This is a genomic window from Bradyrhizobium sp. NAS80.1 (assembly GCF_001908205.1).
Classification (GTDB): Bacteria; Pseudomonadota; Alphaproteobacteria; order Rhizobiales; family Xanthobacteraceae; genus Bradyrhizobium.
The window spans coordinates 33932-52400 of the sequence record NZ_LGHL01000234.1; the positions used below are offsets into that span (position 1 = coordinate 33932).

Annotated in this window: 18 protein-coding genes; 7 read left to right on the forward strand and 11 right to left on the reverse strand. The window is 64.8% G+C overall.

Features of this window, described 5'->3' with window-relative positions; all coding sequences use genetic code 11:
- The first annotated feature begins 256 nt into the window (after positions 1-256).
- The gene (locus AC629_RS38970) at positions 257-1894 is read left to right on the forward strand and encodes a S53 family peptidase (RefSeq protein WP_084809996.1); all 1638 of its coding nucleotides are present in this window, start codon (positions 257-259) and stop codon (positions 1892-1894) included.
- Positions 1895-2103: 209 nt separating this feature from the next.
- Here AC629_RS38970 and nikR read toward each other — a convergent pair whose 3' ends face one another.
- Positions 2104-2550, reverse strand: coding sequence for a nickel-responsive transcriptional regulator NikR (nikR, locus tag AC629_RS38975; protein WP_084809997.1), 447 nt, complete (start codon positions 2548-2550; stop codon positions 2104-2106).
- A gap of 213 nt (positions 2551-2763) precedes the next feature.
- Entirely contained in the window at positions 2764-5226 is a 2463-nt protein-coding gene (locus AC629_RS38980; protein ID WP_084809998.1) for a heavy metal translocating P-type ATPase, read from the reverse strand.
- A 52-nt stretch (positions 5227-5278) separates the two neighbouring features.
- On the opposite strand from AC629_RS38980, the gene AC629_RS38985 reads away from it, so the two are divergent.
- Entirely contained in the window at positions 5279-5554 is a 276-nt protein-coding gene (locus AC629_RS38985) for a metal-sensitive transcriptional regulator (protein ID WP_007598521.1), read from the forward strand.
- A 263-nt stretch (positions 5555-5817) separates the two neighbouring features.
- Here AC629_RS38985 and AC629_RS38990 read toward each other — a convergent pair whose 3' ends face one another.
- The gene (locus AC629_RS38990; RefSeq protein ID WP_084809999.1) at positions 5818-6798 is read right to left on the reverse strand and encodes a YiiX/YebB-like N1pC/P60 family cysteine hydrolase; all 981 of its coding nucleotides are present in this window, start codon (positions 6796-6798) and stop codon (positions 5818-5820) included.
- Between the two features lie 193 nt (positions 6799-6991).
- Here AC629_RS38990 and AC629_RS38995 point away from each other — a divergent pair, with 193 nt between their 5' ends.
- Positions 6992-8383, forward strand: coding sequence for a flavin monoamine oxidase family protein (locus AC629_RS38995; protein WP_084810000.1), 1392 nt, complete (start codon positions 6992-6994; stop codon positions 8381-8383).
- Positions 8384-8410: 27 nt separating this feature from the next.
- Here the strand turns inward: AC629_RS38995 and AC629_RS39000 are convergent, their stop codons facing one another.
- The 4 genes from AC629_RS39000 to pheS form a co-directional block, all read right to left on the reverse strand.
- Complete coding sequence (locus AC629_RS39000; RefSeq protein WP_084810001.1) at positions 8411-9181, reverse strand: sulfite exporter TauE/SafE family protein; 771 nt, start codon at positions 9179-9181, stop codon at positions 8411-8413.
- 55 nt (positions 9182-9236) lie between these two features.
- Positions 9237-11645: a phenylalanine--tRNA ligase subunit beta gene (gene pheT / locus AC629_RS39005; RefSeq protein ID WP_084810002.1), complete on the reverse strand. Its 2409-nt coding sequence runs from the start codon at positions 11643-11645 to the stop codon at positions 9237-9239.
- Positions 11642-12112, reverse strand: a complete 471-nt coding sequence (locus AC629_RS39010) for an endonuclease domain-containing protein (protein ID WP_084810003.1) — start codon at positions 12110-12112, stop codon at positions 11642-11644. The genes pheT and AC629_RS39010 overlap by 4 nt, the downstream gene beginning before the upstream one ends.
- Positions 12113-12192: 80 nt before the next feature.
- Positions 12193-13275: a phenylalanine--tRNA ligase subunit alpha gene (gene pheS / locus AC629_RS39015; RefSeq protein ID WP_084810004.1), complete on the reverse strand. Its 1083-nt coding sequence runs from the start codon at positions 13273-13275 to the stop codon at positions 12193-12195.
- Positions 13276-13564: 289 nt separating this feature from the next.
- Here pheS and AC629_RS39020 point away from each other — a divergent pair, with 289 nt between their 5' ends.
- Entirely contained in the window at positions 13565-13831 is a 267-nt protein-coding gene (locus AC629_RS39020) for a hypothetical protein (RefSeq protein WP_502693093.1), read from the forward strand.
- Between the two features lie 3 nt (positions 13832-13834).
- Here AC629_RS39020 and rplT read toward each other — a convergent pair whose 3' ends face one another.
- The gene (rplT, locus tag AC629_RS39025) at positions 13835-14194 is read right to left on the reverse strand and encodes a 50S ribosomal protein L20 (RefSeq protein ID WP_084810005.1); all 360 of its coding nucleotides are present in this window, start codon (positions 14192-14194) and stop codon (positions 13835-13837) included.
- Between the two features lie 80 nt (positions 14195-14274).
- The gene (gene rpmI / locus AC629_RS39030) at positions 14275-14475 is read right to left on the reverse strand and encodes a 50S ribosomal protein L35 (protein WP_008539890.1); all 201 of its coding nucleotides are present in this window, start codon (positions 14473-14475) and stop codon (positions 14275-14277) included.
- 273 nt (positions 14476-14748) lie between these two features.
- Here rpmI and AC629_RS39035 point away from each other — a divergent pair, with 273 nt between their 5' ends.
- Entirely contained in the window at positions 14749-15165 is a 417-nt protein-coding gene (locus AC629_RS39035; protein WP_084810006.1) for a hypothetical protein, read from the forward strand.
- A gap of 63 nt (positions 15166-15228) precedes the next feature.
- Here the strand turns inward: AC629_RS39035 and infC are convergent, their stop codons facing one another.
- Positions 15229-15768: a translation initiation factor IF-3 gene (gene infC / locus AC629_RS39040; RefSeq protein ID WP_084810012.1), complete on the reverse strand. Its 540-nt coding sequence runs from the start codon at positions 15766-15768 to the stop codon at positions 15229-15231.
- 260 nt (positions 15769-16028) lie between these two features.
- Between infC and AC629_RS39045 the strand changes: the two genes are divergently transcribed.
- On the forward strand, positions 16029-16841 hold the full coding sequence (locus tag AC629_RS39045; RefSeq protein ID WP_084810007.1) for an alpha/beta hydrolase: 813 nt from the start codon (positions 16029-16031) through the stop codon (positions 16839-16841).
- 31 nt (positions 16842-16872) lie between these two features.
- Positions 16873-17340: a nuclear transport factor 2 family protein gene (locus tag AC629_RS39050; protein ID WP_084810008.1), complete on the forward strand. Its 468-nt coding sequence runs from the start codon at positions 16873-16875 to the stop codon at positions 17338-17340.
- Positions 17341-17459: 119 nt separating this feature from the next.
- Here AC629_RS39050 and AC629_RS39055 read toward each other — a convergent pair whose 3' ends face one another.
- Complete coding sequence (locus tag AC629_RS39055; RefSeq protein WP_084810009.1) at positions 17460-18257, reverse strand: acyl-CoA thioesterase domain-containing protein; 798 nt, start codon at positions 18255-18257, stop codon at positions 17460-17462.
- Positions 18258-18469 lie beyond the last annotated feature (212 nt).

The window sequence follows — 18469 nt, forward strand, 5'->3', positions numbered from 1 at the left end:
AAATGATTTTGACAAACGTCATATGTTGGTCGGCCAAGTGAGCCGATGGTTGCAATCTTAGATCGAATTCGTAGAGGTCGAATGGTCGGCGATGCTGACCAATTCCGTGCCGATTTGGACCTGCCGAGGATTTCCTCTGCTGAACTAGGATCGTGCTGAAAAAAACTTCGCTCAGTATCTGAACCAATTCGCGGCTGGGATTACACCTATAGTTGAGGTGCGGCAATCTGTCTTCCAGTCACAAACGGAGGAAGTCATGGCAAGCTCGACCAAGCGCGTCGCGTTGACGAACAGCGCGCGGAAACTGCCGAAGGGGGCCAAGCTCGTCGGTGCGGCAGATCCCAAGCAGGAAATCGAAATCAGCGTTCGCGTGCGCGGCAGGCGCGCGCAGTCCGCCGACGACGAACAGGTCATGGCGCTCGGTGCGCAACCGCCGCGTGAGCGGCAATATCTCTCGCGCGCAGAGTTCGCCGAGCAGATGGGCGCCGACCCCGGCGACGTCGCCAGGATCGACGACTTCGCGCATCATCACGATCTCAACGTCAAGAGCGTGCATCTGGCATCCCGCACGGTGAAGCTGACCGGCACGGTGAAGGCGATGAGCGCGGCTTTCGGCGTCAAGCTCAACAAGGTCAGGCATGAAGGCGCGACCTATCGCATGCGCAAGGGCAGCGTGCAGATCCCGGCTGATCTGGCGGACATCGTTGTCGGCGTGCACGGCCTGGACAACCGGCCGGTGGCGCAGCCCCACTTCCGGCGTCAGTCAGTCAAGAAGGGCGCAACCGCGCGCGCCGGGCAGGGCGGCAGCTTCTCGGTCGAGCAGATCGCCCAGCTCTACAATTTCCCCGGCGGCGAGACCGGAGCCGGCCAGTGCATCGCCATCATCGAGCTCAACGACATCGACCAGAAGGGCCATCCCACGGGCGCCGGCTACAAGACGTCCGATCTGCGCACCTTCTTCAAGAGGGCGGGTATCCCAATGCCGCAGATTGCGCCGGCGAGCGTCGATGGCGGCGCCAACAAGCCCGGCCATTCCGACGCCGATGGCGAGGTCGTGCTCGATATCGAGGTGGCCGGCGCGATCGCGCCCGGCGCCAGGATCGTGGTCTATTTCGCGCCCAACACCACCAACGGCTTCATCGACGCGGTGAAAGCCGCCGTCCACGACACCGCGCGAAAGCCGTCGGTGATCTCGATCAGCTGGGGCGGGCCGGAGGATCCGGAGAGCTCGCAGCAATTCGTCGATGGCCTGAACGAGGCGATCCGCGCCGCCGCCGCAATGGGCGTCACCGTCTGCGTCGCCTCCGGCGACAATGGCTCGGCCGACATGAGCCAGGGTTGGGACGGCAAGCCGCACGCCGACTTCCCGGCGTCGAGCCCGTTTGCGCTCGGCTGCGGCGGGACCAATCTGAAGGCGTCGAACGGCCACATCAACGAAGTGGTCTGGAACGGCGGGCCACAGGACGGCGCCGGCGGTGGCGGCGTCAGCGTCATGTTCGCGCAGCCGAAATATCAGGCCAACGCCCACGTGCCGAAGAACGGCCGCGGCGTGCCTGACGTGGCCGGCGACGCCGATCCCGCGACCGGCTACCAGATCTTCCTCAACGGCGTTGCGACCACGATCGGGGGCACCAGCGCGGTGGCGCCCTTGATGGCCGGATTGATCGCCCGCATCAACGAGGCCACGACCAAGAAATTCGGCAAGACCGTCGGCTTCATCAACCCGCTGATCTACGCCTCGCACGCGCAAGGCGTGTTCCGCGACATCACGGTCGGCAACAACGACATCACCGGCGACCTGCGCGGCATGTACAAGGCCGGCCCCGGCTGGGACGCCTGCTCCGGCCTCGGCGTTCCCGACGGCGCAGCGTTGCAGAATCTGCTGGCGACGTGAGACGCTCTTGGTCTCTCCCCGTGTGCGGGAGGCTCAGTTCTCGTGTCCCGGACGCGGCGCGGCATGTCCCGGCGATGCGAAGCATCGTCCGGTCCGACGCGCCGCCGAGCCGGAACCTAGTAGCTTGCGCTCGCGGTGAGATGGGCCCCGGCTCTGCAGCGCATCGCTGAAGAAGCGCTGCGCTGCGTCCGGGGCACGCAAGCTCATTGCTACTCGTGCCGGTGCCCGTGCTTCCGCGCCTTCGCCGTCTTTCCCTCGCCCGTCGGGATCATCACCACGCGGCCGTAGCGTACGCCGCGTTCGGCGATGATGTGGTCGGCGAAATGCCTGACTTCGGCGGCGTCGCCGCGCAGCGCCGTCATCTCCATGCAATTGTTATCGTCGAGATGCACATGCAGGGTCGCCAGCGCGAGGTCGTGATGGCCGTGGAATTCCTGCACCAGGCGCTTGGAGAGATCGCGCGCGGCGTGGTCGTAGACATAGACAAGGCCGGCGACGCAGGAGCCGGTCTGTGCGGTGTCTTCCGTACTCTGTTGCAGGCCGGCGCGAGCGAGGTCGCGGATGATCTCGGAGCGGTTCTGGTAGCCGCGCGCTTCCGCCGCAGCATCAATCTCCGCCAGCAGATCGTCCTCGATCGTGATCGTAATTCGCTGCATCTGGTCCTCTCCGCGGGCGCCGCTCTCTCTTACCTCGCCCCGCGTGCGGGGAGAGGTCGGAATTCAAGCGTAGCTTGAATTCCGGGTGAGGGGGACTCTCCGCGAGTCCAGCTCTTACCGTCCTTGTGGAGACTCCCCCTCACCCCAACCCTCCCAGCGCGAGCCAAGCTCGTCGCGTCCCCGCAAGCGGGGCGAGGGAGGGCACTTTCATGCTCACAGCCGCGTCGCGCGAAGCCGCAGCGCATTTCCGACCACGCTGACCGAGGACAGCGCCATCGCGGCCGCGGCGATGATCGGTGATAGCAGCACGCCGAACGTCGGATAGAGGATGCCGGCTGCGATCGGAATGCCGGCGGCGTTGTAGATGAAGGCGAAGAACAGGTTCTGCCGGATGTTGCTCATGGTCGCCTGCGACAGCTTTCGGGCGCGGACGATGCCGGTGAGGTCGCCCTTCAGCAGCGTGACGCCGGCGCTCTCCATCGCCACATCGGTGCCGGTGCCCATGGCAATGCCGACCTCGGCCGCGGCCAGTGCAGGCGCGTCGTTGACGCCGTCGCCGGCCATGGCGACGCTGCGGCCTGCCTTCTGCAGCTTCGTCACCACCGCGCTCTTCTGATCCGGCAGCACCTCGGCTTCGACGTCGGCGATGCCGAGCCTGCGCGCGACGGCTTCAGCCGTAGTGCGGTTGTCGCCGGTCAGCATGATGACCTTGATGCCTTCGGCAGCCAGCGCCTTCAGCGCCTCCGGGGTCGAGGCCTTGACCGGATCGGCGATCGCGAACAGGCCGGAGAGCTTGTTGTCGACGGCCATGTTGATCACGGTGGCGCCGTCCTGGCGCAGGCGCTCGGCCTCGGCGTCGAGCGCCGTCGTGTCGATGCCGATCGACCGCAGATATTTCGCGTTTCCGAGCACGATGCTCTTGCCGTCGACGTTGCCTGTCGCACCCTTGCCGGTGGGCGAGTCAAAATGCTCGACTTGCCCAAGAGCAAGTTGCTTTTCCTTCGCCGCGCGCACGATCGCGTCGGCCAAAGGATGCTCGCTGGCGCGCTCGACGCTGGCTGCCATCCGCAGGATATCATCTTCCGCAAAGCCGGCGGCCGGGACGATCGCCACCACCTTGGGCTTGCCCTCGGTCAGCGTGCCGGTTTTGTCGACCACGAGCGTGTCGATCTTCTCCATCCGCTCCAGCGCCTCGGCGTTCTTGATCAGCACGCCTGCCTGCGCGCCGCGGCCGACGCCGACCATGATCGACATCGGGGTCGCTAAGCCCAGGGCACAGGGGCAGGCGATGATCAGCACGCTGACGGCGGCGACCAGGCCGAAAGCCAGCCGCGGCTCCGGCCCGAACCAGGACCAGGCGGCGAAGGCGACGATGGCGACGGCGATGACCGTCGGGACGAACCAGCCCGCGACCTGGTCGGCCAGGCGCTGGATTGGCGCGCGCGAGCGTTGCGCGTCCGCAACCATCTGCACGATCTGCGACAGCAATGTCTCGCGCCCGACCTTGTCGGCGCGCATGATGAAGCTGCCGGACTGGTTGAGCGTGCCGGCGATCACCTTTGCGCCAGTCTCCTTGGTGACCGGCATTGATTCGCCTGTCACGAGCGATTCGTCGAGCGAGGAACGGCCTTCGAGAATGATGCCGTCGACCGGCACCTTCTCGCCGGGGCGGACGCGCAAGGAATCGCCGGCATGCAGCGAATCGATCTCGACCTCGTGCTCGTTGCCGTGGGCATCGACGCGTCGCGCGGTCTTCGGCGCGAGCTGCAGCAGCGCCTTGATCGCGCCCGATGTCGCATCGCGGGCGCGCAGCTCCAGCACCTGGCCGAGCAGCACAAGCACGGTGATGACCGCGGCGGCCTCGAAATAGACCGAGACCGCGCCTTCATGGCCGCGGAAGGTTGCAGGGAATATCTGCGGCGCGATGGTGCCAATCAGGCTGTAGACATAGGCAACGCCTGTGCCCATCGCGATCAGCGTGAACATGTTGAGATTGCGCGTGAGCAGCGACTGCCAGCCGCGGACCAGAAACGGCCAGCCGGCCCAGAGCACCACGGGCGTGGCGAAGACGAGCTGGATCCAGTTCGACAGCGTCGGATCGATCCAGTTATGCGGGCCTGCGAGGTGGCCGCCCATCTCCAGCACCACGGCCGGCAGCGCCAGCGCGCCGCCGATCCAGAACCGCCGCGTCATGTCGGCGAGTTCGGGATTGGGTCCCGTGTCCAGGCTCGCCACTTCCGGTTCCAGCGCCATGCCGCAGATCGGGCAGCTTCCCGGACCGACCTGGCGGATCTCCGGATGCATTGGGCAGGTATAGATCGTGCCAGCGGGCATCTCGGGCTCGGGGGCCTTGTCCTTGGCAAGATATTTGGCGGGATCGGCGGCGAATTTTGTGCTGCAGCCGGCCGAGCAGAAATGGAAGGTCTCACCGTGATGGTCGAAGCGGTGTTTTGAGGTCGCCGGATCAACCGTCATGCCGCAGACGGGATCAAGGACCTTTTTCGCGGCTGCGCCATGGTTATGGCCGTGATGCTGCGAATGGCCGGCATGATCGCCGTGTCCGCCGCAGCAGGACGAGGCCGCGGGCTTGGGAGCGGGCGGGGCGGCGTGAGCGGAACAGCCGCATCCGGAGTGAGCCTTCGTGTCGTGATGATGTCTGTGTTCTGCGTCGTTCATTTCCATGCTCTTCGGCCTTGTAACCTATACCCGGTAGGGGTATATAGACCCCATGCGCAAGGACATCAAGGCATCTGTCGGAAAACGTCTCGGCCGGATCGAGGGCCAGGTTCGCGGCCTCTCGAAAATGGTCGAGGAGGACCGTTACTGTATCGATATCGTGACGCAGATCTCGGCGGTGCGTGCTGCGCTGCGCCGGGTCGAGGAGGAGGTTTTGAAGGATCACGTCGCCCATTGCGTCGAGCATGCGATCGCAAGCGGCGACAAGGCCGATCAGCGCGAGAAGATTGCGGAGTTGATGGCGGTGATCGGACGGGCGGAGCGGTAGGTTAGTATTCGTCCGTCATTGCGAGGAGCGCAGCGACGAAGCAATCCAGACTGTCACCGCGGAAAGACTCTGGATTGCTTCGCTGCGCTCGCAATCACGGCGTAGTGAGACGCGATATCTCTCCCGGACGTCGTCCCTGCGAACGCAGGGACCCATAACCCCAGGGAGAGGTTTGGCGAAGATTGGCTGTTCGGTACCTCTACCGCCCGGACCCGATAGTTCACGCGATATGGGTCCCTGCGTTCGCAGGGACGACAGTGGGGCTACGCCGCGATTTCGCGCGCGCGGCCGCGGCTCCTCGGGGGGTACATCTCAAGCTTCTTCAGTAGCGGGAAATGCTCTGTCGTGTCGGCGTTCGCCGGCTCCGCGGCCGCACCCGTCATTTCTGCAGCCGAAATTTCAACCGGCGCTTCTTCGTCAATCGCTTCAGGAACGAGCGGCGGCGAACTGAACGTTTCTGGAAACACACCGAACGAGGCCGCTACCTCCTCGAGCGGCTTCTGCTTGTCGGCCCAATGCAGGGCCGTGTAGTCGAAGCCGTGCACGATGGTGGGTTTGACGACTTCGAAATAGGGCGAGATGTCGAAGTCGCGGGGCATGTAGAGCGAGGAATCGCGGATGTGCAGGATCTCGCGGCGGGCGGCGCGGCTGCCGGCCTTGGTGATCTTCGGCAGGATCGGGTAGCGCACGGCATCGAAGGCCTGTGCGATCAGCGCCGAGCAGATGATCTTGGTCGGATCGCCCGAGCCGATCGCAATCATGCGCCGCCGCCAGCGCTGCGGCACGGGCAGCGGGAACAGGAAGCGCATGAGGTCGATGATGTTCTTGGTGTCATAGCCGAAGCCTATGCGGTTGATCGCATAGCGGCAGACCGTGGTGCGGTCCTCATAGGATAGCCCGACCGGACGGCAGACCCGGGTGTGATACGGGAAATATTTCGACAGCGGTGCGGAGGTAACGCCTTCGCCGATATTGGCCTCGATCAGCAGATGCGGCTCGCCGTTGGGCTCTTCCGCACCCTCGACCGGGCCGACATAGAGCGCGGCATGCGACCAGGTCGACTGCGTCAGATACTTGATGATACCGGAGATGCGGTTATTGCCCTCGACCAGCAGCACGTCGCCCGGCTCGATGACGCCGCGCAGATGTTCCGGGTCGCTTGGCGTGAACGGCTCGTAGCCCGGCACCTCCTTCGAGAGGTACGCGGCAATCAGCTTGCCGACTGAATCTAAGACCGTCCCCATGTCGAACTCCCCCACGGCCTATTCCGGCCGCCTTTTTATCCATTCTCTATCATGGTCGAAACGTGTTGCAATTCAGTTCATCGTTCTGTGAGATCAAGCACGATTGATTCACCACGATGGTTGCCGTGCCAGACCAGATGCAGCAAGGTTCGCTGGCTGTTCCCTTTCGTCGCAAGTTCCCGGAAACCATGACATGACAATCACGCGGCGCGGTTTCCTTTCGGCGTCGGCGGGCCTTGCCGCGATGCCGGTCCTGCGCGCCACGGCCGCACCCCTGCCGCGCGACGCTGACATTGTCGTGATCGGCGCGGGAGCTGCGGGAATCGCCGCGGCGCGGCGCGTCATGGCGGCCAATCGCAAGGTCGTGGTGCTGGAAGCGGCATCGCAGATCGGCGGCCGCTGCATCACGGACAGCACGACCTTCGACACGCCGTTCGACCGCGGCGCGCGCTGGATGCACAACCCGGAGACCAATCCGATGGTCAGGCTGGCGCGCAGCGTCGGGCTCGAGGTGCTTCAGGCGCCCTCAGGCCAGAAGATGCGCATCGGCCGCCGTAACGCGCGCGCGGGCGAGACCGAGGAGTTTCTGGCGGCGCTGGTGCGTGCCAACCGCGCGATCGATGAGGCCGCGCGCGGCAGGCTGGATAGCTCTTGCGCATCCGTGCTGCCGAAGGATCTCGGCGATTGGGCCGGCGCGGTCGAGTTCGTGCTGGGCCCGAGCTTTGCCGGCAAGGATCTGAAGGAGCTGTCGGCGATCGACAAGGCGCGCGCGCAGGATCGCAATTCCGCGATCGCCTGCCGCCAGGGCTTGGGGACCCTGATCACGAAGCTCGGCGAGCAGGCGCCGGTCGCGCTGTCGACGCCGGCGAGCCGGATCGTCTGGAGCAATCGCGACGTCAGCGTGGAGACGCAAGCCGGCAAGATCGCCGCCCGCGCCGCCATCGTCACGGTCTCGACCAACGTGCTCACCGCAGGCGCCATCAAATTCGCGCCCGATATCCCCAAGCGCACGCTCGATGCCGCGTCAAAGCTCACCCTCGGCAGCTACGATCACATCGTGCTGCAACTGCCGGGCAATCCGCTCGGCCTGTCGCGCGACGACGTCCTCATCGAGCAGAGCAATTCGACGCGCACGGCGCTGCTGTTCGCCAATATCGGCGGCTCGTCGCTGTGCTCGATCGATGTCGGCGGCTCGTTCGGCCGCGATCTCTCCGAGCAGGGGGAGAAGGCAATGGTGGCCTTCGCCAAGGAATGGATCACAAAACTGTTCGGCAGCGAAGCTGCCGCCGCCGTGCAGAAGACCAGCGCGACGCGCTGGAACGCTTCGCCCTATGTCATGGGTGCGATGTCGGCGGCTGCTCCCGGCGGCCAGCTCTCGCGCAGGATCCTGACCGAGCCGATGGGCAATGTGTTCCTTGCCGGCGAAGCCACGCACGAGACGCTGTGGGGCACCGTTGACGGCGCCTGGGAAAGCGGCGAACGCGCCGCGGACGCAGCTCTCCGCAAGATCGGCGCGATCAGGGACGAGTCCACCGAGGTGCCGACGCAGTCGACCAAGAAGCGTCGGGTGCCGCGGCCGCGCTAGTGGCTGCTCCCGCGAAGGCCGGGCTTGTCAGCGCAATATGCCGTCCAAAGCCGGTAGCCCGACGATGACTGCCATCGCGATCAGCCCGTAGCAGATCGCGCGAAACACCTTCTCGCTGGCGCGTCCGAAAAGCGAGGCGCCGAACGCGACGCCGAGCGCATAGACCGGACCGACGATCAGCGAGAGCACCAGCGATTCGCGCGAGATCAGTCCGGTCGTCGCGTAGCTGATCATCGAGAAGAAATCCGACGCGCCGAAGAACAGCAAAATGTTGGCGCGCGCGACGATCGGCGCGATCGGGCGGCCGAGCCAATAGCCGACGATCGGCGGGCCGCCGGTTTGCGCCAGCCCGCTGCAGAAGCCTGAAAGGCCGCCGATGCCGACCGAGAGCCATGCGTGATCCTTGCCGCGATAGCGCCAGCCCGACAGCAGCAGAAGCAGGAGCGCCGCGACGAAGCAGGAGATGATCCAGCGCGTGGTGACCGGTTCGAGCACGCTGAGGAAATAGGTGCCGACGGGCACGCCGACCAGCGCGCCCAGCACGATCACGGCGGTGGCCTTGCGGTCGGCCTTCCGCCACGCGTCCGGCAGCAGCGGCGCCGCCGCGACGAAATCGATGACGAGGAGCAGCGCCGCGACCAGCCGTGGCGGCGCCACGCTGCTCGCGAGCGGCATGAAGATCAGGGCCGAACCAAAGCCGGAGAATCCGCGCGCGGTGCCCGAGACGAAAGCGACGGCGCAGAGCGCCATCGCGATGGTGAGACTGACGTCCTTCGGGAGGAAGTCTGTAAGCGTCATGCTTGATGATTCTGGAGCATGATGTTGTCCGAAAACCGGTTCATGCTCCTCGGCATCATGCTCTCAGCGTGCCGCCGGTCTTCTTCGTGACCTCCGCCACGACCTTCGCGGCGACGGCCTCGATCTCCTGGTCGGTCAGCGTCTTCTCGCGCGGCTGGATCGTGACCGCGATCGCGATCGACTTCTTGCCGTCATCGATGCCCTTGCCCTCGTAGACGTCGAAGACATTCACGCCGGTGATCAGCTTCTTGTCGACGCCTTGCGCGGCGCGCACGATGTCGCCGGCCTTCACGCCGCGGTCGACGATGAAGGCGAAGTCGCGCGAGACCGGCTGGAACGCCGACAGCTCGATCACTGGCTTGGCGCGGGTCGGCTTCTTCTTCGCCTCGGGGATGCGATCGAGGATCACCTCGAACACCATCAGCGGACCATCGGCGCCGAGCGCCTCGAGCGCGCGGGGGTGCACCTCGCCGAAATAACCGAGCACGTTCTGCGGCCCGATCTGGATCGTGCCGGAGCGGCCCGGATGCAGCCATGCCGGTCCGCCGGCGACGATCTGAAGCGCCTGCATCGGCGCGCCGGCGGCAGCCAGCACGGCCAGTGCATCGGCCTTGGCGTCGAAGACGTCAGCCTGCGCCGAGCCCGACCAGTGCCGGCCGAGACCTTCCGAGGAGGCAAAGCCACGGCGGACGCCGCTCGCGGCCATGAACTGATCCTGCGGGCGGTCGCCCTTGAAGACCTGACCGACCTCGAACAGCACCACATCGCCAAAGCCGCGATCGGCATTGGCCTGTGCCGCCGCGATCAGGCCCGCCAGGAGGGTCGGGCGCATGTCGGACAAATCCGACGCGATCGGGTTGGCTACTTCGAGTTCGCGCTGGCCGCCGCCGAACAGCTCGGCCGCAGACTTCGTGATGAAAGACCAGGTCACCGCTTCGATCATGCCGCGGCTCGCGAGCGCGCGCCTGGCGCGGCGGGTGCGGAGCTGGAGCGGCGTCAGCACCGGCTTCCGCGCGTCCTCGCCACGTTCGAACGGCGTCATCGGCACCTTGTCGACACCGAAGATGCGGATGATCTCCTCGACGATGTCGGCCTTGCCGTGCACGTCGGAGCGCCACGACGGCACCGCGACCTTCACCACGGGGCCCGGGCCCGCCATCATGAAGCCGAGATGGGTCAGGATGCGCTTCATCTCGGGCTGCGGCACCTCGATGCCCGAGAGACGCTTGACCTCGGTGATCGGGAAATCGATCACGCGGTCGTCGCCGAAGGCCTTGCCGACCACGACATTCTCGGACGGCGTGCCGCCGCACATCTCCATCACGAGTTTCGTCGCGAGCTCGAGCCCCGGCACCATGAAAGCCGGATCGACGCCGCGCTCGAAGCGGTAGCGCGCATCCGAGTTGATGCCGAGCTTGCGGCCGGTCTGCGCGATGTTGATCTCGTTCCACAGCGCCGATTCGATCAGCACGTCGGTCGTGTTCTCGTCGCAGCCCGAGGCCTCGCCGCCCATGATGCCGGCGAGCGATTCGACGCCGTGTTCATCGGCGATCACGCAGATGTTGGAATCGAGATTGTAGGTGCGGCCGTCGAGCGCGAGCAGCGTCTCGCCGTGGCGGGCGCGGCGCACGACAAGATTGCCCCTCACCTTCTTCGCGTCGAACACGTGTAGCGGGCGCGCGCGGTCGTAGGTCATGAAATTGGTGATGTCGACCAGCGCGTTGATCGGGCGCAGCCCGATCGCGGTCAGCCGCTTCTGCAGCCATTCCGGCGACGGGCCGTTCTTCACGCCGCGCACGAGGCGCAGCGCGAAGCCCGGACACAGCGTGGCGTCCTCGACCGTGACCTTCACGGGGCAGGGGAATTCGCCCTTGATCGGCTTGATCGTCGGGTCCTTGAACTTGCCCATGTCGGCGGCGGCGAGGTCCCGCGCGATGCCGTGCACGCCGGTGCAGTCCTGCCGGTTCGGCGTCAGATTGATCTCGACCACGGGATCGCCAAGCGCGGCCCATTCGGCATAGCCCGCGCCGATCGGCGCATCCGCGGGCAATTCCATGATGCCTTCATGGTCGTTCGAGATCTGAAGTTCAGCCGCCGAGCAAAGCATGCCGCGGCTCTCGACGCCGCGGATGGTGCCGATTCCGAGCGTGATGTCCTTGCCGGGAATGTAGGTGCCGGGCGGTGAGAACACGCTGATGAGACCAGTACGCGCGTTCGGCGCTCCGCAGACGACCTGCACAGGCGCACCGCCGTCGCCAGTGTCAACCATGCAGACGCGCAGGCGATCCGCGTTCGGATGCTGCTCGGCCGAGATCACCTTCGCAATGGTGAAAGGCTTCAGCGCCTTCGCCTTGTCCTCGATGTTCTCGACCTCGAGCCCGATCATGGTGAGCTTGTCGGCGAGCTTTTCCAGCGGCTCGTCGGTGTCAAGATGATCCTTCAGCCAGGAGAGGGTGAATTTCATGGCTGTGTGCCTCGGCTCTTGTCAGTGATTACGGAATGGTCTTGGGAGGTATCAATGTTCCCTCCCCCCTTGTGGGGGAGGGTCAGGGAGGGGGGTAAGCCGCGGGCTCTAGCGGAAGCGGCCTGGCGGATTGCCTCAACAACTCCCTCGAGATTCGACATCACCTGCTCGTTGGTGAATCGCAGAACTTGAAAGCCCTCGGCGACGAAGAACGCATCGCGCTGCTGATCTGCCTTTTGCCGTTCTTCAAAATCGTGCGACTCCCCGTCGAGCTCGACGATGAGCTTTGATGAGAAGCACACGAAGTCGGCGACGTAATTTCCGATTGGTGTTTGGCGACGAATGCCCACACCATCCATTCGATTGGCCTTCAAGTAGCGCCACAGCAGTGTTTCGGCGCGCGTCATCGCTCGGCGAAGCTGTTTCGCCCGGCTGCGCTGACGCTCACTCACAACTGCGTGCGGCATCCGCGGCTACCCCCCTCCCTGACCCTCCCCCACAAGGGGGGAGGGAACGGAGAGAGCCTTCGTATGTCCAATCACTGCCATCACGAGCTCAGCCCTCCGGCAAGCGTTGGCACTTCGAGCGGCTTGAAGCCGTAGTGAGACAGCCAGCGGACGTCGCTGTCGAAGAGCTGGCGCAGGTCGGCGATGCCGTATTTCAGCATGGCGATGCGGTCGATGCCCATGCCCCAGGCAAAGCCCTGGTACTCGTCGGGATCGATGCCGCAGGCGCGCAGCACGTTCGGATGCACCATGCCGCAGCCAAGAATCTCAAGCCAGTCCTCGCCCTCGCCGAAGCGAATCTCGCCCTTGTCGCGGCGGCACTGGATATCGACTTCCAGCGACGGTTCCGTGAACGGGAAGAACGAGGGGCGGAAGCGCATGTTGATGTGGTCGACCTCGAAGAACGCCTTGCAGAACTCGTGCAGGATCCATTTGAGGTGGCCGAGATGCGAGCTCTTGTCGATGACGAGGCCTTCGACCTGGTGGAATTGCGGCGTGTGGGTCGCGTCAGAATCGATGCGGTAGGTGCGCCCCGGGCAGATCACGCGGATCGGCGGCTTCTGGCTCAGCATCGTGCGCACCTGCACCGGCGAGGTGTGGGTCCGCAGCAGCATGCGCGAGCCGTCCTCCTTCGGATGGAAGAAGAAGGTGTCGTGCATCTCGCGCGCGGGATGGCCTTCGGGGAAGTTCAGCTTGGTGAAGTTGTAGTCGTCGGTCTCGATATCGGGACCTTCGGCGACCGAGAAACCCATGTCGGCGAAGATCGTCGTCAGTTCGTCCCAGACCTGGCTCAGCGGATGGACGCGGCCGGCCTCGGCCGGCGCGTCGCGCAGCGGCAGGGTGACGTCGATGGTCTCGGAGGCGAGGCGCGCATCGAGCGCCGCCGACTTCAGCACGTCGCGCTTTGCTGCGAGCGCCCCGGTGACCTTGTCCTTCGCCTGGTTGATCGCGGCGCCCTGCGTCTTGCGATCGTCGGGCGACATCTTGCCGAGTGTGGCGAGCAGCGCGGAGATCGAACCCTTCTTGCCGAGGGCTGCGACGCGCACAGTCTCGAGGGCGGTTTCATCGCCGGCGGCGGCGATCTGGTCGAGGATGGATGTTTCGAGCGTTGCGAGGTCGGACACAGTCAAATCCCTGCTGCCAAATTCGGCTGGGTTGTCGCCGCCCGAAGGCCGTAACGTCAAGCGAAAAGCCGGTCATTTCGGGCTTGGGAACGGCTGGGTTGAACCTCGCGCGGGGGCCCGGCACCAAGGGGGATACGAGGAGACTGCGCGATGCTTTCAAGATCCTGTCTGGCCGTTGTGGCCGTCGTTGTATCGGTCGCCGGCACCCCGGCGTACGCCATGGTTTGCATGGAGAAGTCCATGACGCTGGACGAGGTCGCCGACACCATTAGTGCCCAGAAGGACTGCGATGAAGGTGTTTCAGGATTGCGAATTGACCGCGAGCGGCGACGTCAAGCTCGGTGCAGCCGTCGAGAAGAAATGCGAGGCGGACTTCATGCCCGGCCTGAACGTTGCGCAGAAACGCGCTTACCAACGCGAGACGCGCGTCTGCGACCGAAAGTACCGGAATAAATCCGGCACCATGTATCTATCGTTCACGGCATTCTGCCGGGCGGAGGTTGCCCAGCGTTACTCGCAACGAGCGCTGAAGGCTGCGGGCCGGAAGGCCCGCTAGCCCTTAGGCAGCGAGAGCGGCCTTGGCCTTCTCGGCGATTGCCTGGAACGCCGCGGGCTCGCGGATCGCGAGATCCGACAGCACCTTGCGGTCCACGGTGATGCCCGACTTGGCGAGACCGTCGATAAACCGGCTGTAGGTCAGGCCGAACGGACGGACGGCGGCGTTGAGACGCTGGATCCAGAGCGCGCGGAAGGTGCGCTTGCGGCGCTTGCGGTCGCGGAAGGCGTACTGCTGGGCCTTCTCCACGGCCGGCTTGGCGGCGCGGATGGTGTTCTTCCGGCGGCCATAGAAACCCTTGGCGGCCTTGTAGACTTTCTTGTGCTTGGCGTGGGCGGTCACACCGCGTTTGACGCGAGCCATGACAAAAATCCTTCAGAGATGACTTTGGTTTCGGATTGCCGCGCGAAACGCGGCGCAGATGGCAATGATCAGGGACGCGATCAGGCGTTCGGCAAGAAGTACTTCTTGACGTTGTCGCCGTCGGTCTTGAACAGCACGCGGGTGCCGCGGAGCTGACGGATCTGCTTCTTCGTCCGCTTGATCATGCCGTGACGCTTGCCGCGCTGGGCGTGCATCACTTTGCCGGTGGCAGTCACCTTGAAGCGCTTTTTAGCGCCCGATTTGGTCTTCAGCTTGGGCATTTGGCTCTCCTAATGGCCGCAGATATCCGCCCGCGAAGGCGGCTGGCCGTCAAAAATGCTCGTTAGAGCGTTGATTGTGCTCAGGTTTTTACGGACTAGCGCGAAACCCGCACGAAACACCGCCACGGCAGCCCTTAATCAGCCGGGCGATGAAGGTTGGGCTTATGACAGAGCGGAAGCGAATTGGCAACGATGAACCGCCTGAACCTGCCCGGCGACTATTCGGAGTAGCCACCCTGATATCCAAGCCGCCTCGCCCGGAGCAGGACCGAAATGGCCCATTTTTCAAAATCACGCTCCTCTTTGGCTGATCTCGCCCGCCCGCGCCATCTGGCGCTCCTGGCCGTTCTTGCCACGGCCGCGCTGCCCTCGACCGCCGACGCCCGTATGGGCGGCTATCGTGTGGGCTATGACGGCGTCTGGAATGTCACCTTCGCCACCACCCGCGGCAATTGCCGCTCGGGCTACAGTGTTCCCTTCACCGTGACTGGCGGCCGCGTTTCGTCCGCCGGCGGCGGTCGGGTTTCCGGCAGGGTCAATCGCGGCGGCGCGGTCGCGGTTCAGGTCTCGGTCGGGGCGTCCCACGCCAGCGGCGGCGGCCGTCTCGCCGGTGTGACCGGCGCCGGCTACTGGCAGGGCATCATTTCTGGGGACCGCTGCAGCGGCACCTGGTACGCGACGCGGACCTGACACACAAACGGCCCGCCGGAGATCCGGACGGGCCGTTGAACTCTCAGTCCTGAAGAACCGGCCTCAGCGCGGCGCCAGCACCATGACGACCTGACGGCCCTCGAACCGCGCGTCCTGCTCGACCTTGGCGAGCTCGGCGACGTCGGTCTTGATCTTGTCGAGCAGCTTGGTGCCGATCTCCTGGTGCGCCATTTCGCGGCCGCGATAGCGCAGCGTGATCTTGACCTTGTCGCCCTCTTCGAAGAACCGCTGCATCGCGCGCATCTTCACGTCGTAATCGTGATCGTCGATCATCGGTCGGAGCTTGATCTCCTTGATCTCGACGGTCTTCTGACGCTTGCGGGCTTCGGCGGCTTTCTTCTGGGCGGAATACTTGTACTTCCCGTAATCCATGATCTTGCAGACGGGAGGGCTGGTATTCGGCGAAATCTCGACCAGATCCATGCCGGCTTCCTGGGCCATCCGGATGGCGAGGACGGTCTCGACCGTGCCCTTGTTGTCACCGGCCTGATCGATCAGCTGGATCTGCGCGTTGCGAATATCATCATTGATGCGCGGCCCGTCTTTGCTGGCAACGGGCGGGGCTTTATTAGGACGGCGAATGGGTGGTTCTCCAACGTTGTGAAAGAAGCGGCTATTTTGAAGGAAGATGCGTTTGCCGGCAAGTCGGCAAGCAAGTCGCTGGTGCCGCGATCGAAAAAGCCTCAAATGCGAGGCATTTTGGTCACGCCTATCAGCACGCTGCTCGACATAGACACCTTGCTTCTGTTCCGCAAGCGTCCCAAAGGGGCCTATGCCGACATGGGGTTGTGCTGCGGGACACGCCCGAACAGCACAAACCGCACAGCCAGAGTAAACGTTCCATGACCAAGGCAATTCCCGATGCCGTGCTCGACTTCATCGATGTGGGTGACGGCCCGTCCGCGCGCCGGATTGCCGTGCGCAGTCGTCGCGGGCAGGGACTTGGGCAGGGACTTGGGCACGGACCTGGGCTGGTCTGGCTCGGCGGGTTCAAGTCGGACATGCAAGGCACCAAGGCGCTAGCGCTTGACGACTGGGCGGGGAACCACGGCCGTGCCGCAGTCCGGTTCGACTATTCCGGCCACGGCGAATCCGGCGGCGATTTCGCCGATGGAACCATCGGACGCTGGCTGGAGGAGAGCGTGGCGGTGTTCGAGCGGTTTTGCAGTGGCCCGCAGGTTCTGATCGGTTCCTCCATGGGCGGCTGGATGGCGCTGCTGCTCGCGCGCGAGATAAAGAAGCGGACCAGCAAGGCCTCGCTCGCCGGCCTTGTGCTGATCGCACCGGCACCCGACTTCACCGAGGAGCTGATGTGGAAGAATTTTTCGCCTGAGGTGAAGAAAGAGATCGAGACCAAAGGCGTCTGGCTGCGGCCCTCGGAATACGGCGACGGCTCGCCCTATCCGATCACGCGGAACCTGATCGAGGAGGGGCGGAACCATTTGCTGCTCGGCAGCGCCATCGATCTCGGCTGCCCGGTCCGCATCCTGCAAGGTGCGCAGGATCCTGATGTGCCATGGCAGCATGCTTTCGCGCTGACGCACCGGCTGCCGGCCGATGACGTCGTGCTGACCATGATCCAGGACGGCGACCATCGCCTGTCGCGCCCCCAGGACATCGCGCGCATTCTTGCCGCCGTGGCGGAGATCGGGTGAAGCTGCCCACCAAGAATAGGGAGAACCGCCGATGACCACCACCGCCATGCTGCGCGCCTTCTGCGACGCGGTCGAGCAGCGCAACGGCAAGGCTTTTGCCGAGCTGTTCACCGAGGACGGCGTCTATCACGACGTCTTCTACGGTGCATTCGAGGGCCGCACCAAAATCGCCGCGATGGTCGATGATCGGTTCTATCGCACGGCGACCGATTTCCGCTGGGACATGCATGACCCTGTAACCAACGGCACCACGCTCTATGCGCGCTATACCTTCAGCTACCGCTCGACCTTGCCGGAAGCGGGCGGTGCGCGGGCGATGTTCGAAGGCGTCGCGATCATGACGCTGCGCGACGGCAAGATCGCCGGCTACCACGAGGTCGCCAACACGGCGCCGGCGTTCGTCGATTTGAAGTTTGCGCCGGAGCGGATCGCGAAGATCGTCGGCAAGCAGGGCGCCGAGCTGAAGGCGCGGCCGGAGATGAAGCGGCATTTGGGCTAGGTGTCTCCACGCCGTCATTCCGGGGCGCGACGAAGTCGCGAGCCCGGAATCCATAACCACGAACGGGAGTATGGATTCCGGGCTCACGCTTCGCGTGCCCCGGAATGACAGCGGAGTGCCTACGGCGGCGGTGGCTTCGCCATCGGCTTGCGTTGCGCCAGCGCCGCGACCGTCGCGGTGCCGATCGGGCCCTGTTCGTCGTAGAGCCAGCATTCGCCGATCGCGACACCGTCGGTGGCCTGGTGATTCATCACCTCGAAGCCGATCCAGTTCGTCACGGGCAAGCGGTGTAGATAGATCGTCACGTCGCTGTTGATGTAGCCGAGCCCCTTGTCGCCGGCATTGGCAAAGGGGCTCGCAAAATCGGCGCCGGTCGCGACATGGACGAATGGCGTCATCCGCACGCCCGCAACGAGCTCGCGCACCTCGCTCATCCAGAGCCGCCGCGGACCGAGCGAGCCCATATGGCCGACGATCGGTCGTGTCGCCCATTTGCCGTTCATGCCGAGCCTGGGATCGGTGGGCTTGGGAATGTCGGCCGGCTTCGGCGCATCCCAGTTCGGCGGCGACCACACATTACCGTCCGGATTCTGCGTTCGCCGCAGCAGCTGGCACGAGGCGCGCGCCATGCTGACGCCGGCCGAGAAGAATTCCGCCTCGACCACGCGGATGCGCAAGCCGTCGCGGACCAGCCGCGTCGTCACCTCGATCGGCTTGTCGATGGTCGGCAGCCGGAACATGTCGACGGTGAGCCGCGCCGGCACGAATTCGGGACCGGAATGGCGCTCCTCGATGGCAAAGCCGAGCAGGCCGACAATGACGCGTCCGTGCAGCGATTTCGGATCCCACGGACCGTTGGCGACTTCCGTCGGGTGGAATGTCTCGCCGTCGCGGGTGAAGAAAGGCATGTTTGTCATGGCGCGCGACCTTGAAGGAAGCTGCGGGGAAATCAAGGTCTCCGACCTCATGGTGAGGAGGCACGAGGATCAGGTACGGAGTGCGCGTCCTCACACTCCGCTGTCATCGCCCGACTTGATGTTCAGCCCGGGGACATGACCGACGGGTGTTCGGGGACATAGCCGACACTTTCTCCGCTCGCCAAGTCGATGATAGCGACTGGGTGGGCGGC

Bases quoted from the DNA above. Each gene is read 5' to 3' on its own strand.
- AC629_RS38980 (WP_084809998.1), bottom strand. From the start codon at position 5,226: ATGAACGACGCAGAACACAGACATCATCACGACACGAAGGCTCACTCC.
- AC629_RS38970 (WP_084809996.1), top strand. From the start codon at position 257: ATGGCAAGCTCGACCAAGCGCGTCGCGTTGACGAACAGCGCGCGGAAA.
- AC629_RS38985 (WP_007598521.1), top strand. From the start codon at position 5,279: ATGCGCAAGGACATCAAGGCATCTGTCGGAAAACGTCTCGGCCGGATC.
- AC629_RS39045 (WP_084810007.1), top strand. From the start codon at position 16,029: ATGACCAAGGCAATTCCCGATGCCGTGCTCGACTTCATCGATGTGGGT.
- AC629_RS39010 (WP_084810003.1), bottom strand. From the start codon at position 12,112: ATGCCGCACGCAGTTGTGAGTGAGCGTCAGCGCAGCCGGGCGAAACAG.
- rpmI (WP_008539890.1), bottom strand. From the start codon at position 14,475: ATGCCCAAGCTGAAGACCAAATCGGGCGCTAAAAAGCGCTTCAAGGTG.
- AC629_RS38990 (WP_084809999.1), bottom strand. From the start codon at position 6,798: ATGGGGACGGTCTTAGATTCAGTCGGCAAGCTGATTGCCGCGTACCTC.
- AC629_RS39050 (WP_084810008.1), top strand. From the start codon at position 16,873: ATGACCACCACCGCCATGCTGCGCGCCTTCTGCGACGCGGTCGAGCAG.
- AC629_RS39035 (WP_084810006.1), top strand. From the start codon at position 14,749: ATGGCCCATTTTTCAAAATCACGCTCCTCTTTGGCTGATCTCGCCCGC.
- AC629_RS39000 (WP_084810001.1), bottom strand. From the start codon at position 9,181: ATGACGCTTACAGACTTCCTCCCGAAGGACGTCAGTCTCACCATCGCG.
- AC629_RS39055 (WP_084810009.1), bottom strand. From the start codon at position 18,257: ATGACAAACATGCCTTTCTTCACCCGCGACGGCGAGACATTCCACCCG.
- pheT (WP_084810002.1), bottom strand. From the start codon at position 11,645: ATGAAATTCACCCTCTCCTGGCTGAAGGATCATCTTGACACCGACGAG.
- nikR (WP_084809997.1), bottom strand. From the start codon at position 2,550: ATGCAGCGAATTACGATCACGATCGAGGACGATCTGCTGGCGGAGATT.
- AC629_RS38995 (WP_084810000.1), top strand. From the start codon at position 6,992: ATGACAATCACGCGGCGCGGTTTCCTTTCGGCGTCGGCGGGCCTTGCC.
- rplT (WP_084810005.1), bottom strand. From the start codon at position 14,194: ATGGCTCGCGTCAAACGCGGTGTGACCGCCCACGCCAAGCACAAGAAA.
- AC629_RS39020 (WP_502693093.1), top strand. From the start codon at position 13,565: ATGAAGGTGTTTCAGGATTGCGAATTGACCGCGAGCGGCGACGTCAAG.